8 protein-coding genes are annotated in these 15650 nt (G+C 60.6%); 5 read left to right on the top strand and 3 right to left on the bottom strand.

The genetic code is table 11. The features are described 5' to 3' along the window. Position 1 precedes the first annotated feature (1 nt). Positions 2 to 748, top strand: coding sequence for a precorrin-4 C(11)-methyltransferase (cobM, locus tag NVV94_RS10145; RefSeq protein WP_258447033.1), 747 nt, complete (start codon positions 2 to 4; stop codon positions 746 to 748). 162 nt (positions 749 to 910) lie between these two features. Here the strand turns inward: cobM and nfuA are convergent, their stop codons facing one another. Then, positions 911 to 1495, bottom strand: coding sequence for a Fe-S biogenesis protein NfuA (nfuA, locus tag NVV94_RS10140; RefSeq protein ID WP_258447032.1), 585 nt, complete (start codon positions 1493 to 1495; stop codon positions 911 to 913). Between the two features lie 398 nt (positions 1496 to 1893). Then, entirely contained in the window at positions 1894 to 4191 is a 2298-nt protein-coding gene (locus NVV94_RS10135; RefSeq protein WP_258447031.1) for a fatty acid cis/trans isomerase, read from the bottom strand. A 155-nt stretch (positions 4192 to 4346) separates the two neighbouring features. Here NVV94_RS10135 and metH point away from each other — a divergent pair, with 155 nt between their 5' ends. Together metH and NVV94_RS10125 are read left to right on the top strand one after the other, a co-directional pair. Next, positions 4347 to 8039, top strand: a complete 3693-nt coding sequence (gene metH, locus NVV94_RS10130; protein WP_258447030.1) for a methionine synthase — start codon at positions 4347 to 4349, stop codon at positions 8037 to 8039. A 162-nt stretch (positions 8040 to 8201) separates the two neighbouring features. Beyond that, entirely contained in the window at positions 8202 to 8420 is a 219-nt protein-coding gene (locus tag NVV94_RS10125) for a DUF2970 domain-containing protein (RefSeq protein ID WP_258447029.1), read from the top strand. Positions 8421 to 8666: 246 nt separating this feature from the next. Here the strand turns inward: NVV94_RS10125 and NVV94_RS10120 are convergent, their stop codons facing one another. Beyond that, complete coding sequence (locus NVV94_RS10120; RefSeq protein WP_258447028.1) at positions 8667 to 13130, bottom strand: NEL-type E3 ubiquitin ligase domain-containing protein; 4464 nt, start codon at positions 13128 to 13130, stop codon at positions 8667 to 8669. Between the two features lie 331 nt (positions 13131 to 13461). Between NVV94_RS10120 and NVV94_RS10115 the strand changes: the two genes are divergently transcribed. Together NVV94_RS10115 and NVV94_RS10110 are read left to right on the top strand one after the other, a co-directional pair. Further along, positions 13462 to 15120, top strand: coding sequence for a nitrite/sulfite reductase (locus NVV94_RS10115; RefSeq protein ID WP_258447027.1), 1659 nt, complete (start codon positions 13462 to 13464; stop codon positions 15118 to 15120). Then, positions 15104 to 15598, top strand: a complete 495-nt coding sequence (locus NVV94_RS10110) for a DUF934 domain-containing protein (protein ID WP_258447026.1) — start codon at positions 15104 to 15106, stop codon at positions 15596 to 15598. Before NVV94_RS10115 ends, NVV94_RS10110 begins: the two co-directional genes overlap by 17 nt. Positions 15599 to 15650: the final 52 nt, after the last annotated feature.

Below are 15650 nucleotides of genomic sequence, written 5' to 3'. Positions count from 1 at the left end.
AATGACGGTCTACTTTATTGGTGCAGGCCCCGGCGACCCGGAGTTGATCACGGTCAAGGGGCAACGCCTGATCCGCACCTGCCCGGTGATCATCTACGCCGGCTCACTGGTGCCGGCTGCCGTGCTCGAAGGCCATTGTGCCGAGGTGCTGGTCAACAGCGCCGAGCTGCACCTGCAGCAAATCATCGAGACGATTCAAGCCGCACACGCCAAGGGCCAGGACGTGGCTCGCGTGCATTCCGGCGACCCGAGCCTGTACGGCGCCATCGGTGAACAGATTCGCTATTTGCGAGAATTGGGCATCCCTTACCAGATCATTCCCGGCGTTACTGCCACGGCGGCGAGTGCGGCCCTGCTTGGCGTCGAGCTGACGCTGCCGGCGATCTCCCAGAGCGTGATCCTGACCCGTTACGCCGACAAATCCCCGATGCCCAGCGGCGAAGAGCTGGCAAGCCTGGCCCGGCACCGTTCGACCATGGCCATCCACCTCGGCGTCCAGCACCTTGAAAAAATCATAGAGGAGCTGCGCCCGCACTATGGCGACGATTGCCCGATTGCCGTGGTGCACCGCGCCACCTGGCCGGATCAGGACTGGGTCGTCGGCACCCTCGACGATATTCTCGACAAGGTCCGGGACAAGGGCTTTCGCCGTACCGCGCTGATTCTGGTGGGCCGGGTACTGGCCACTGACAGCTTCTCGGAGTCGGCCTTGTACCGCGCCAGCCACGCTCACCTGTACCGGCCGTAAGTGGCAGGAGAGCTTGCCCGGATTGGCCAGCCGGCCGCCTATGAATTGTTGATTCTGGCCGACAGCGTCAAGCCCGAAGGCTGCGCTCGCACGGCCGGTTGATCGGGCATAAAAAACGGCGCTCACGGGGCGCCGTTTTTTCATCTGCAGCGAACGCCTTCCTTAGTAGTAGGCGTTTTCTTTCTGCGTGTGGTCGGTCACGTCGCGAACACCCTTGAGCTCAGGGATGCGCTCGAGCAACGTGCGCTCGATCCCTTCCTTGAGGGTGACGTCGGCCTGACCGCAACCCTGGCAACCGCCACCGAACTGCAACACGGCAATACCGTCTTCGACCACTTCGATCAGACTCACCTGACCGCCGTGGCTGGCAAGCCCCGGGTTGATCTCGGTTTGCAGGTAATAGTTGATGCGCTCGTTGATCGGACTGTCGGCGTTGACCATCGGTACTTTGGCGTTAGGCGCCTTGATGGTCAGTTGCCCGCCCATGCGATCGGTGGCGTAGTCGACAACAGCGTCCTCCAGGAACGCCTCGCTGACGCCGTCGATCCAGGCGGTAAAGCTTTTCAGCCCCAGCGCGGTGTCTTCCGGCTTTTCTTCGCCCGGCTTGCAGTAAGCAATGCAGGTTTCGGCATACTGGGTACCCGGCTGGGTGATGAATACGCGTATGCCAATGCCCGGGGTGTTCTGCTTGGAGAGCAGATCAGCCAGGTAATCGTGCGCGGCGTCGGTAATGGTAATGGCGCTCATGGAAGTTCCTCACAGACTTGCCGGCAGTTTACGCGAAACGGCGCGCCTGAAAAAGTCCTAGTAATTTTGTCGGGTTACCGGCACGGTCGCAGGCACTGCCAGATGACTGTCCAACCACCCCTTGATCTGGTGATACAGGCGCTTCTCGATCAGCACGTAACTGGCCCGGGAGGCCAGCGCTCGTAGAGCTTGAAGCGAATACAGCATCCTGGACCCTCTGACGGCCTGTATTGATATCGATACTTCAGGCCCCGGCATGGCCGGGATCCCAGAGGTCGGACCACGACAAGCTGTAAAAGGTCGCGAAAAACCGCTCGGCGGTCGTGCATTGCGATGCCCTCGTTGCCCTCGTTCCCACTCTGCGTGGGAACGAGGGCAGGAGCACCTTGATACCCGCTTCAGAGGTTTTGGTAGCGGTTCATATCCAGCACACCGGCCTCCACCGGCTCGGTTTCACGGATATAGCTGGCGAGGTCGTGAAAGTACTCCCAGAACTGCGGATGACTGCGCCGCACGCCCCAGCGCATGACGATCCGCTCGAAGTTTTCCGGCGTTTTGGCCAGTTCCATGTCCTCGACGAACTCCGGCACATCGCTGGCCGGGACATTGAACATGAAATTCGGATAGCTGCTCATCACCCCGGGGTAGATCGTCAAGGTGTCGAGCCCCGGCTGGTAGCGATGGGCTTCCCCTAGCATGAACGCCACATTGCTGTGGGCGCGGTTGCGCAGCAGGCTGTAGACCACGCGCTTGCCGTTGCTGCCCTCGATGCGCAGCATGGTCGCCTCGGGCAACTGGTCGATGACTTTCAGCCCCGCGGCCGGGCGTGACGCCAGGCGGCTGAGCACCTGCTCGACATTCCTGAACTCCTCACCGATGCCCGGCCGCGAGCAATAAGCGCCCTGACAGCGGTTGATCGGATCGGGCCTGGCATTGAGGCTGCCAGTACGCTCGACGAGTTTGAGGGCAAAGTCGCGCTTGGGATTGTTTTCGTCCAGTTTCAAACCGCTCGGCGTATCGGTATCGATGCTCTCATAGTCCATCCACATCTTGATCTTGCCGCTTTTCTGGTACCAGTCGCCGAGGATGTCGCCGCGTTGTTCGGCCGGCATCAGGCGCAGAAAGTTGACCTCCGCGCCGTTGCGGATGAGGTCGAAGTACAAGCGCGTCTGCGCCTGGTGCGAAACATTGCCGAACACATCGAAATTGACCGCCAACTGATAATAGGTGCGTTCGAACAAGGGATAGTCGAACAACCAGAGGGTCTTGGGCACATCACCTACCAACCCCTTGCTGACCGAAGCACTGTCGAAGTGTCGGAAGATCGTCAGCAACGCGTTGTCGTTGCCGGCCCAGAGGGTCGACCAACTCGGTGCCGGCATTTGCGCATAAGCCTCGCGGCGCAAGCTTTCATACTCGTTGCGCTTGTCCCGGTAGGCATGCCACAGGCTCAAGACACTGCCGACATCGTCGATCTGCCCGGGCATGGCCAACAAGGGCGTGGCCTCGCCCCGGTAACTGGCATCGGTGATAAAGCGGTCATGCGCAGGTTCCTGGAACAGTGCCCAGAAGTTGTCGCGAATCACATCGGTAGCGATCTGGCCACGGCAGACCGGCCCACGGATAAAGGTGCGCACGAAATACTCGGCGTTATCGAGCATGAACTGATAGCGCGCAACCGCCGGGATGGCGGCGAAGGTTTCGAACGGATTGGCGCGGTGACGCGGACCGTAGCCAGGCAAGGATCTGGCATGCCAGTCACCGCTGTAGAACAACTGTTCGACACGCTTGAGCTTGTTTGGCCCCATGGGATAGGTGATATGCGTCTTGTGTACGATCACACCTTGCACCGGCATCAACCGATAGAAAAAATCGCTGCCCGGCTCGTCATTGGGCCGACGCGTCGCGATCAGGTCGATCGGCTTGCCGCTGGGCGTGCGTGAACGAACCCACTGGAAAAAGTGCCCCGGCTCGCCACCGGTAAAATAGATGTGCGCCAGGAACAAGTGCTCGTACAGCCAGCGCGCCACCAGCGCCTCGGTGGAACCGGGTCGGTTGAACAAGGCTTCCCAGTCGGCGATCTGTGTTGCTTCGCTGGCGCTGGGGATGATGGCGTTCTGCTCCATCGGTGCACCAACGGCCAGCCAGCGCTTGAGGGTCTGGTATTGCGGCTCGGTCAGGCCGGTCACCGCCAGCGGCATGCCCTCCCTGGGATGGGACTTGGCATAAGCATCGAACTCGCCTGGCAACGGGCAGAGGTTTTCCCGATCGAGCCCCAGCACGATCTCTTCCGGCAGCTTGGCATTGGGCTGCAGCGGCGTGCTGTGGCCCAGCTCGAGCATCCGCGCCATCAGCGCGGCCTGGTTGCCCTGGGCGTCGAGTACCGAATAGAAACCCTTGCGGCGCCAGGCATCGCTGCCGCTCGCATCATAAAACAGCCGGGTCGGCGCCTCGGCAACACTGCGGTCCCCCTTGTACACCGGGACTTTCGAAGCTCCTCGGACAACGCCTTCGGCGCTGCCCAGGTTGAGCTGGCAGGCGGCATCATTGCAGGCATGGCAGGCGACGCATTTCTCGGTAAAGATCGGTTGAACATCCCGGGCATACGAAATAGCCGAGCCAGAGAGAGGGGCTTGCCCAAGCGCCGAACTGCAAACGAGCAACGCGAAGGCGCTGGCAAGGAAGCGATGCACCATGTGCCGGTGTCCTGAAAATTAAAAACCTGGCGATTCTACCCGTGAGACACCCGCACCAACATGAGCCAAATTCATGCAAATGATTGATACGCTTAAATACCGCGCAGGTTTGTTATTATTCCGCATCTTTCGTATCCGCCCTACCAGGTAGTCCTATGTCTGACCGCAGCGCTCGTCTCCAAGCACTTCAGCAAGCCCTCAAAGAGCGCATTCTGATACTCGATGGCGGCATGGGTACCATGATCCAAAGCTACCGCCTGGAGGAACACGACTATCGTGGCACGCGCTTCGCCGACTGGCCGAGCGACGTCAAGGGCAACAATGACCTGCTGGTGCTGACCCGCCCCGATGTGATCGGCGCCATCGAAAAGGCTTACCTGGATGCCGGTGCCGACATCCTCGAAACCAACACCTTCAACGCCACCCAGGTATCCCAGGCCGACTACGGCATGGAAACGCTGGTGTATGAGCTGAACGTCGAGGGCGCCCGCCTGGCGCGCCAGGTGTGCGATGCCAAGACCCTGGAAACCCCGGACAGGCCGCGCTTCGTCGCCGGCGTGCTCGGCCCGACCAGCCGCACCTGCTCGTTGTCGCCAGACGTGAACAACCCCGGCTACCGCAACGTCACCTTCGACGAACTGGTGGTGAACTACACCGAGGCCACCAAAGGCCTGATCGAAGGCGGTGCCGACCTGATCCTGATCGAAACCATCTTCGACACCCTCAACGCCAAGGCGGCCATCTTCGCCGTACAAGGCGTGTTCGAAGAGCTGGGCGTTGAACTGCCGATCATGATCTCCGGGACCATCACCGACGCCTCCGGCCGAACCCTGTCGGGGCAGACCACCGAAGCGTTCTGGAACTCGGTCAGCCACGCCAAGCCGATTTCCGTCGGCCTGAACTGCGCCCTGGGCGCCAGTGAATTGCGCCCGTACCTGGAAGAGCTGGCGAACAAGGCCAACACCTATGTTTCGGCACACCCCAACGCCGGCCTGCCGAACGCCTTCGGCGAGTACGACGAACTGCCCGAGCAAACCGCCAAGGTCATCGAAGAATTCGCCCAAAGCGGCTTCCTGAACATCGTCGGCGGTTGCTGCGGCACCACGCCGGGGCACATCAAGGCCATCGCCGAGGCAGTCAAGGGCTATGCCCCGCGGGTGATCCCGGACATTCCCAAGGCCTGCCGCCTGTCGGGCCTGGAGCCGTTCACCATTGACCGGCAATCGCTGTTCGTCAACGTCGGCGAGCGGACCAACATCACCGGCTCCGCCCGCTTCGCCCGCCTGATCCGTGAAGACAACTACACCGAAGCACTGGAAGTCGCCCTGCAGCAGGTCGAGGCCGGCGCCCAGGTGATCGACATCAACATGGACGAGGGCATGCTCGATTCGAAGAAGGCGATGGTCACCTTCCTCAATTTGATTGCCGGCGAGCCGGACATCTCGCGCGTGCCGATCATGATCGACTCCTCCAAGTGGGAAGTCATCGAGGCGGGCCTGAAGTGCATCCAGGGCAAGGGCATCGTCAACTCGATCAGCATGAAAGAAGGCGTGGAGCAGTTCATTCACCACGCCAAGCTGTGCAAGCGCTATGGCGCGGCCGTGGTGGTGATGGCCTTCGACGAAGCCGGCCAGGCCGACACCGAAGCGCGCAAGAAAGAAATCTGCAAGCGCTCCTACGATATCCTGGTCGATGAAGTGGGCTTCCCGCCGGAAGACATCATTTTCGACCCGAACATCTTCGCTGTCGCCACCGGCATAGAAGAGCACAACAACTATGCTGTCGATTTCATCAACGCCTGTGCCTATATCCGCGACCACCTGCCCTATGCCTTGACCAGCGGCGGCGTGTCCAACGTGTCGTTCTCGTTCCGTGGCAACAACCCGGTGCGCGAGGCGATCCACTCGGTGTTCCTGCTGCATGCCATCCGCAACGGCTTGAGCATGGGTATCGTCAACGCCGGCCAGCTGGAGATCTACGATCAGATCCCGCTGGAGCTGCGTGAGCGGGTCGAGGACGTCATCCTCAACCGCACCCCCGAAGGCACCGACGCCCTGCTGGCCATCGCCGACAAGTACAAGGGCGACGGCAGCGTCAAGGAAGCCGAAACCGAAGAGTGGCGTGGCTGGGACGTCAACAAGCGTCTCGAGCACGCGCTGGTCAAGGGCATCACCACCCACATCGTCGAAGATACCGAAGAATCGCGCCAGTCCTTCGCCCGCCCGATCGAAGTGATCGAAGGCCCGCTGATGTCCGGCATGAACATCGTTGGCGACCTGTTCGGTGCCGGCAAGATGTTCCTGCCGCAAGTAGTCAAGTCGGCACGGGTAATGAAACAGGCCGTGGCCCACCTGATTCCGTTCATCGAACTGGAAAAAGGCGACAAACCCGAAGCCAAGGGCAAGATCCTCATGGCCACGGTCAAGGGCGACGTTCACGACATCGGCAAGAACATCGTCGGCGTGGTGCTCGGTTGCAACGGCTACGACATCGTCGACCTCGGCGTAATGGTCCCAGCCGAAAAGATCCTGCAAGTGGCCAAGGAGCAGAAGTGCGACATCATCGGGCTGTCCGGGCTGATTACCCCGTCGCTCGATGAGATGGTCCACGTTGCCCGCGAAATGCAGCGCCAGGACTTCCACCTGCCGCTGATGATCGGCGGCGCGACCACTTCCAAGGCCCACACGGCGGTGAAGATCGAGCCCAAGTACAGCAATGACGCGGTGATCTATGTCACCGACGCCTCGCGCGCCGTCGGTGTGGCCACGCAGTTGCTGTCCAGGGAACTCAAGCCGGCCTTCGTCGAGAAGACTCGCCTGGAATACATCGAAGTGCGCGAGCGCACCGCCAACCGCAGCGCCCGCACCGAGCGCCTGGGCTACCCGCAGGCCATTGCAGCCAAGGCCAACTTCGATTGGAGCAGTTACCAGCCGGTGAAGCCGACCTTCACCGGGGTCAAGGTCCTGGACAACATCGACCTGAACGTTCTGGCCGAGTACATCGATTGGACACCGTTCTTCATCTCCTGGGACCTGGCCGGCAAGTACCCGCGCATTCTCACCGACGAAGTGGTCGGTGAAGCGGCCACGGCGCTGTACGCCGATGCCCGGGAGATGCTGCGCAAGCTGATCGACGAGAAGCTGATCAGCGCCCGCGCGACCTTCGGTTTCTGGCCGGCCAACCAGGTGCAGGACGATGACATCGAAGTCTATGGCGACGATGGCAAGCCCCTGGCATTGCTGCACCACCTGCGCCAGCAGACCATCAAGACCGATGGCAAGCCGAACTTCTCCCTGGCCGACTTCGTCGCGCCTAAAGAGAGCGGCGTGACCGACTATGTGGGCGGCTTCATCACCACCGCCGGCATCGGTGCCGAAGAAGTGGCCAAGGCTTATCAGGACAAGGGCGACGACTACAACTCGATCATGGTCAAGGCCCTGGCCGATCGCCTGGCCGAGGCCTGCGCCGAGTGGCTGCACCAGCAGGTGCGTAAAGAGCATTGGGGTTACGCCAAGGACGAGCAACTGGATAACGACGCGCTGATCAAGGAGCAGTACGTGGGCATTCGCCCTGCCCCGGGCTACCCGGCGTGCCCTGATCACACGGAGAAAGGTACGTTGTTCGAACTGCTGGATCAGAATGGCCAGAGCGGCGTGACCCTGACCGAGCATTACGCCATGTTCCCGGCGGCGGCTGTTAGCGGCTGGTATTTTGCTCACCCGCAGGCGCAGTATTTTGCCGTGGGCAAGATCGACAAGGATCAGGTGCAGAGCTATTCGGGACGCAAGCGCCAGGACATCGCGGTGAGTGAGCGGTGGTTGTCGCCTAATCTGGGGTATGACAACTAATCAGCGTATTGCGACCGCTTCGCGGTCGATCGCGGGCAAGCCCGCTCCCACAGTGATTTGTGTCGAATGCAAAACCTGTGGGAGCTGGCTTGCCCGCGATAAGGGCTGCAAGGCCCTTCATGGGACTACACTGATGGCAAACCCAGCCATCAGGAGCCCCTCATGGACGACCCCGCTCAACAAAAGCCACCCACGTTCTGGCAAATGCTGCACAGCGTCATCGCCGCCGCCTTCGGCGTGCAAAGCGCCAAGAACCGCGCTCGCGATTTCACTCACGGCAAACCCGGTCACTTCATCGCACTCGGGGTGTTGTTCACCCTGCTGTTTGTGCTGGTGCTGATTGGCGTAGTGAAAGTGATATTGCATCTGGCCGTGGCCTGATCAGCAAACCGCCCGAAGGCTTCCCACCGGGCGGTGCTGTTGTCGCGCTTGTGCCGCTACTGGTGGCTGACCCAGTACACCGCAGTCGATACCGCCAGGATAATCAAAAATAGAATTGCCCAAGCATCAACGGTGCTGTCGCTTTTCCTTGCCTTGGTTGAATTTCCCATTGCATCGCCTCTTGTGATTTCTTATTGGGGAATGCATATGACACGCCCTGCAGTTAAGTTCAGCATTGCCCATTCCTCAAGTGTGGCTATTTACAGGACTGGATTGTTTGCTGCCGGGCAGCTTCAACGCCCCATCGGTCAAGCGCTCGAGCAGGTCAGCCTCTGCCTGTTGCTGTAGCCGGTTGAGGGTGTCGATAGCTTTCAAGTAGCGATAATCATCGATCTCGACGCGCTGCACTCTCCCCTCGATACGCATGACGTCGAGCGTGACCTGCAGCGGATCGGCCAACTCGCTCAACACCGCTTCGGATACTTCAGGCAAAGGATTGGCCGGGTCCAGGCAGGCGTCCAGATAGTCCAGCCCCAGGTGCCCGGGCTGTGCGGCCTGCTCGAATTCGAGGGGGTATCCGGACTTGAGAAACTCGACCCAGAAATCCTGCGCGACCATCCATTGCTTCAGGGCAAGGGTCTGCTCCTTGTGCTCGATCATCTCGGCGGTCTCTGTCAGTACCTGATCGGTGACCTGGTCGGCGAGATCAAGGTACAGTGCTTCGGTCGGTTGGTCAGGCAAACCGAGCCTGGCCGCCAGGCGAACGCGAAATGCGAGCAACACTTCAATTTCGTCGATTTCCTGATCCGGTGCGGCTCTGCGCCAACGATTGATGAACTTCCTGGCGGCGATATCGACCTCGTCGAGGCGAAACAGCTGCCTGGCCAAAGCGGCCATCGGCACGCGCTTGCGCTCGATCGGCAGGTCTTGCAGATCCAGTTGGTAGACCCTGAGTTCAACCTCCAACTGACTGAACAGCAATGCGGCCCGGTCAGCGCAGGTCTCCTCCCCTCGGGCCAGGGCAAACAGGCGCTCACGCAATCCCTGTGAGTCAGCAGCGGCATCGAGCAGGCGCCAGACACGCTGCTGTGAAGCGCGATTGCCCGGGTCATGTTCGGCCGAGTCCGCCAGGCGTTGCAACACCCGGAAAAATGGCTGCGCGCCAGGCTGCTCCTGCAGTTCTTCCCAGCGCGATCGCTGCTCTGCGGTGGCCCCGTCATACCAACGGGTCATGTCGGTCTCAGCCAACGTAGAGGCCTCTGACGCGGTGCTCCCCGTGCGGTAAACTCCGCCCCCTTCGGCAAACGCTGCCGCCGCTTCGGTAGACAGCGGATTACCGTCCAGGTTGAATCGCCAGAGATTTGCCAGACCGTCCGGTAGTATCTGCAGCCGATTGAAGCTCAGGTTCACCGACTGCAGGTTCTGCAATTGCCCAAGCCCCGTCGGCCAGCCAGTCAACCCTGTGTTTTGCAGGTTCAATTGCGTGAGCCGGCTCAGGTTCGACACATCCGGCGCCTGACCGAGTGGGTTGTCACTCATGCTCAGTATTTCAAGCTCGGTCATATCCGCCAGCAAACGGATATCACCGGCAAAAAAGGTTATCCAGTTGCCGGACAAATAAAGGCGACGCAGACTCGACAGTTGCGCAATGCAGCCCAGGGAACCTGCGGGAAACAGACTGTCGTTGCCCGCCAGGTTGAGCGAGCGCAATTGGCGCAACGAAGCCAATTGCTCCAGCGCCTCAAGGTTGATGGCCAAGCCGTTGCCGGAGAGGTCCAGGACCTGCAGCCAGCGTGCCCCACTGAGCAGACCCAAGTCGGTGCCCAACGCCTGAATGTGGTTATCGGGCAGCAGCAATTCGCGCAGTTGCGGCATGGCGCGCACCGCCTCCGGGAGACGGGTCAAGCCGCCGCGGGAGATGACCAGCGCCCGCAGGCCGGTGAACCGGCGCAAGAAAGCCTCTGTTCCTTCAGTAAGCTGCATATCGCTGAGCGCCAGCTCCGTCACATGCTCGAAGCCATCACCGATCGCTGGCAGTTCGCCGACATCGAGTTCACTGATCGCCAAACGATAGCCTTCATAGGTATAGGCTCGGGACCCAGGGTGCACTCTTCGCTGCCAGCAATCCTGCAACTGGTCGGCGAACAACCGCCGGTGAACCCCATAGGGGCCCTCCTGCTCGGACCACGTCGCCAATGACGCCTCCAACGAGCGCCATTGCTCTTCAAGACGAGTGATTTGCGTCGCAAGTGGCACCCTGGACTGTTGCAACGCTGCTCTGAAATCAGCCAGTTGCGCTGCATCGAGCCCGGGAAACAGGGCCTGCAGACGCCCATCAGGATTGGGCAGCAGCCGGCCGACAACACCGCCCAACGGATAACCGAAGCGCCCTTGGGACAACCGTTGCAGCGCCTGGATGCGTGGCTTGATGGGGCGCATGTCAAGCAACATGGCAGCCTGGGCGCGGTCATCGAACAGTCGCTGTCCAGGCGCTGCCTTCGCCTGCAAGACGGCGCTATCGGCATTGGCCATGGTTTCGAACTCAAGGCCCAGCAGGGCCTGATTCAGACGTGACTGTTGAAGATACCAGCGCGCCGCTTCTGCCATGCGCAGGGGCACGCGCCCCGTGCGCAACATCCGCGCACGTTCGCTCGCGCGGCTCATGCCCAGCAGCTCATTGGCACAATTGGCACTGAGCCCGGGAAAATCGCGGATCAACAACTTGCCCTGAGGCTTGAGAGCGAAGGCCAGACCGAGATCCGCAAGACCGCGATCGATTCGATAGCCTTCGATCGCGTCCAATAACAGCGCCGGAACAGGCAGGCCTCTGGAATAGACCGACCGCAGCCGGGCTTCACTGACTGCACTGACACGGACAAGTGCCAGCAGATCGGCATCGGGCACCTGACTCAACCCCGGTCTGAGGCGCTGAATCAACCGGGACACGTCCCAACCGCGGGGGTTCTCGCCTTCGATCCACCAACTGCCCATGCCGTTGTGCGTGGCCAATGGCGAGTATCGTTGTGGGTCATCAGGTGCGGTCACCCGCCACTTGCCGGGCTCCCCGTCAGGGCGAACCTCCAGGGTTCGTTGCTCCAGCCGGATGAATCGGCGCCCGGCATGCTCATACTGCCCCAGTTGGTTGGGTTGCAGCGCATCGAGATTGGGCGCCGACACCTCATAAACGCTCAAGTCGGAATTCCATAGCCGTGAACTGCCATCAGGCAGACGTACCGGCACCAACCGATCCACAAAGCTCACGCCTTTGGATGCCGGCGGGTTGACCGAACCATGGGCGAACCCCAGGGCACCTATCAAGGCAAGATTCTCGGCTACGCCCATCAAATAGCCGAGGGCTTGATCGGTTTCGCTCTCTTCCCAGGCTTCGACCCCGTGAAAGAGTTCGCTCATCAACTGTGCGCCCGCCACCGGCATCATAATGATGCCCAACACCGGCACGAACAGGGCCGCCAGATTGAGTACGTCGAAACCAGCTGCCAGCCAGCCCTGCAGACGCTCCCTGCGAGCAACTGCGTCGACCTCTGCGGTGGGCACCGCCAGCACCCGGGCATCATCTCGAATTCGTCGCAGATGCTGATCGAAACACTGCCGAAAAAGATTGCCCGTTACCTCTTGCGCGACGAGGTCCAGGCGCGCTCGCGAACTGTCCAGCGCTCGCACACCTTCTCGATGGGTCACGGTATGGGCATTGAACAGGCTGTCGATCTTGTGGTTGTAGGCAGCCAGATTGCGTTGACTGACAAACCGCCTGAAAAAACGCTGATAGCTGCGATTACGCAGTTTGCCGCGCAACGCCTGCATGAAAGCAGCCCGCGAAGCATATTGCTTGAAAGCGCCATCGGGGTCGTCGGGGATATAGACCAGGCAGGACTGAATACCACTGGGCGCCGGCTGCAGAACCTCGAACAGAATCAACTCATCGAGTAAAAGCCCCCAAATCGTCAGCCGGCAGGTCTTGTAGTAACGGTCGCCTCGGAACTGCAGACCCGCGCCCACTGCTGCATGACTGGCAGCATCGATGTCGCCCTTGAGCAGTGCCAGTTCGGCCTCGGCCAGCAAGGCGTAACGCTGGCAAGTCATCATGTCTCCACGCAAGTTACCCTGCGCGACCTGGTCCGTGATGCCCGGGCTCCCCGAGGGCAAGAACACGCTTTGCAGATGCTCCTGATAACGCTGGCCCAGATCCAGGTTCCGGCAAACCCTGGCGAACGCTTCAGGGGCAATATCGATGGGTTGGTCGTCAGCCTGCAACAACGCGGTGCCGTAATCGAAGGGCTCTTGCTCGACAAAATTCTGCAGCGCCGCTTGCAACAGGGTTTGACGCGAGGTCGCCAATACAGCACCGGGACGGCTGCTCAGCGCTCGAGAACCCCGCACTACATGGAAAAAAAACGAGCGCGTAACATCGATCTTCAGCCCGAATGACTCCTCCAGCGCGGCTGACAACAGCGGTTCGGCAAAGCGCTGCAAACCTTGCCAATCCGATAGCAAGCCGCGTACAACGCGCTTGTGCCGCTGGCTTTGCACAATGGCTTTTTGCAGCTGCAGTCGTTGATCCGTGGTGGCGCCAACCAGCCAGGCGGGTATGCGCTGCTGGCTGAAGCGGCCATGCAAACCAGCCTCGACAGGTGTCCGTTGGGTGACCGAATGCTCACCGGCTGCCTCCCTGCTCTGTGTATCCTGCGCCATGTCTGTTTTCCCGATGCTATTGAAGCGCTCAGAAAAACAGGATGACAATCAACAAGGGGGGTAATTAGTTATTTCAGAATCGGCCTCCACTGACGAAGGAATAGCCGCAGTCCTGGCCACACCCTGGCCGCAAAGCCCTCCTTCTGTCATTTTTCATCGCTGGCCCCACACCCTCCCTGCTCTATATACGCAGTTAGCTCATTTCGTTATTTGCATATACTAAAACTTCACTTTTGCGCATAACTACAAACTGTTATCTTGCTCCGGCTCCGCCTGGAGTGCGCGGCCGTGCGCGCAGATTAGCTGTAAGCAGCCTGAGAACAGGACCTATATGTACGTATACGACGAGTACGATCAGCGGATCATCGAGGACCGCGTCAAGCAGTTCCGTGATCAGACCCGCCGCTATCTGGCTGGCGAGCTCAGTGAAGAAGAGTTCCGCCCCCTGCGCCTGCAAAATGGCCTCTATATTCAGCGGTTTGCCCCGATGCTGCGGGTTGCCGTGCCTTATGGCCAACTGACTTCGCACCAAACGCGGATGATGGCCAAAATCGCTCGCGATTTCGACAAGGGCTACGCCCATATCAGTACCCGCCAGAACGTACAGTTCAACTGGCCGGCCCTGGAAGATATCCCGGACATTCTCGCTGAGCTTGCGACCGTGCAGATGCACGCGATCCAGACCAGCGGCAACTGCCTGCGCAACGTCACTACCGATCAGTTTGCCGGCGTCGCCGCCGATGAACTGGTCGACCCGCGCCCGTGGTGCGAAATCGTTCGCCAGTGGACCACCTTCCACCCAGAATTTGCCTACCTTCCGCGCAAGTTCAAGATTGCCATCAACGGTTCGGTCAGCGACCGCGCCGCCATCGAAGTGCACGATATTGGCCTGGAGCCGGTGCGCAACGAAGCGGGCGAGCTGGGTTTCCGCGTGCTGGTCGGTGGCGGCCTGGGCCGTACGCCTGTAGTGGGCGCCTTCATCAACGAGTTCCTGCCGTGGCAGGACCTGTTGAGCTACCTGGATGCCATCCTGCGTGTCTACAACCGCTACGGCCGTCGTGACAACAAGTACAAGGCGCGTATCAAGATTCTGGTCAAGGCACTGACGCCGGAAGTCTTCGCCGAGAAGGTCGAAGCCGAAATGGCTCACCTACGTGGCGGCAGCACGACCCTAACCGAAGCCGAGCTGCACCGCGTCGCGAAACACTTCGTCGACCCTGAGTACAAGGCTTTGGGCGACTTCAGCGGCGAACTGGCCCAGCTCGATCAACAGCACCCGGGTTTTGCCCGCTGGCGCACGCGCAACGTCCGGGCGCACAAGAAGCCTGGCTATGCTGCCGTGACCCTGTCGCTCAAGCCGACCGGCGTCGCCCCTGGCGATGTGACGGACAAGCAGCTCGATGCGATCGCCGATCTCGCCGACCGTTACAGCTTCGGCCAATTGCGCACCTCCCATGAGCAGAACATCATCCTGGCCGATGTCGAGCAAAGCCAACTGCACGCCCTGTGGCTGGAGCTGCGCGAAAATGGTTTCGCCACGCCGAATATCGGCCTGCTGACCGACATCATCTGCTGCCCGGGCGGCGACTTCTGCTCCCTGGCCAACGCCAAGTCGATCCCGATTGCCGAATCCATCCAGCGCCGTTTCGACGACCTGGACTACCTCTTCGACATCGGCGAGCTGGACCTGAACATCTCCGGTTGCATGAACGCCTGCGGCCACCACCATGTGGGCCATATCGGCATTCTGGGCGTGGACAAGAAAGGCGAGGAGTTTTACCAGGTCTCCCTCGGCGGCAGTGCCAGCCGCGATGCCAGCCTGGGCAAGATCCTCGGCCCGTCCTTCGCCCAGGACGCCATGCCCGACGTGATCGAAAAGCTGATCGACGTGTATGTGGAACAGCGCACCGAAGACGAGCGCTTCATCGACACTTACCAACGTATCGGCATCGACCCTTTCAAGGAGCGCGTCTATGCAGCGAATAATTAAGAACAACGAAATCGTCGACGAAACCTGGCACCTGCTGCCCAAGGACGTCAGCATCGACGAGTTGACCAACTGCGATGACTACATCGTCCCGCTGCAGCTGTGGCGCGAACACAGCCGCATGCTCAAGGCCCGCGACGGTGGCCTGGGCGTGTGGCTGGACGCCGATGAAGAAGCCGAAGAGATCGGTGAGGATGCCAACGAGCTCCAGGTCATTGCCCTGAACTTCCCGGCCTTCACCGACGGGCGCAACTACTCCAACGCCCGCCTGCTGCGTGACCGCTATGGCTTCAAGGGTGAACTGCGGGCGATCGGCGACGTGCTGCGCGACCAGTTGTTCTTCCTGCGTCGTTGCGGTTTCGACGCCTTTGCCATTCGTGCGGACAAAGACCCGTACGAAGCCCTTGAGAGCCTCAAGGACTTCTCGGTGACCTACCAGGCTGCAACGGATGAGCCATTGCCGCTCTTCCGCCGCCGCTGACAGCACAAGGCCCCGCCTGCCCTGGCAGGCGGGGCCATCCTTCTCCTGAAAA

The organism is Pseudomonas sp. LS1212 (genome assembly GCF_024741815.1).
Taxonomy (GTDB): Bacteria; Pseudomonadota; Gammaproteobacteria; order Pseudomonadales; family Pseudomonadaceae; genus Aquipseudomonas.
This window is presented reverse-complemented; position numbering and strand designations above follow the sequence as displayed.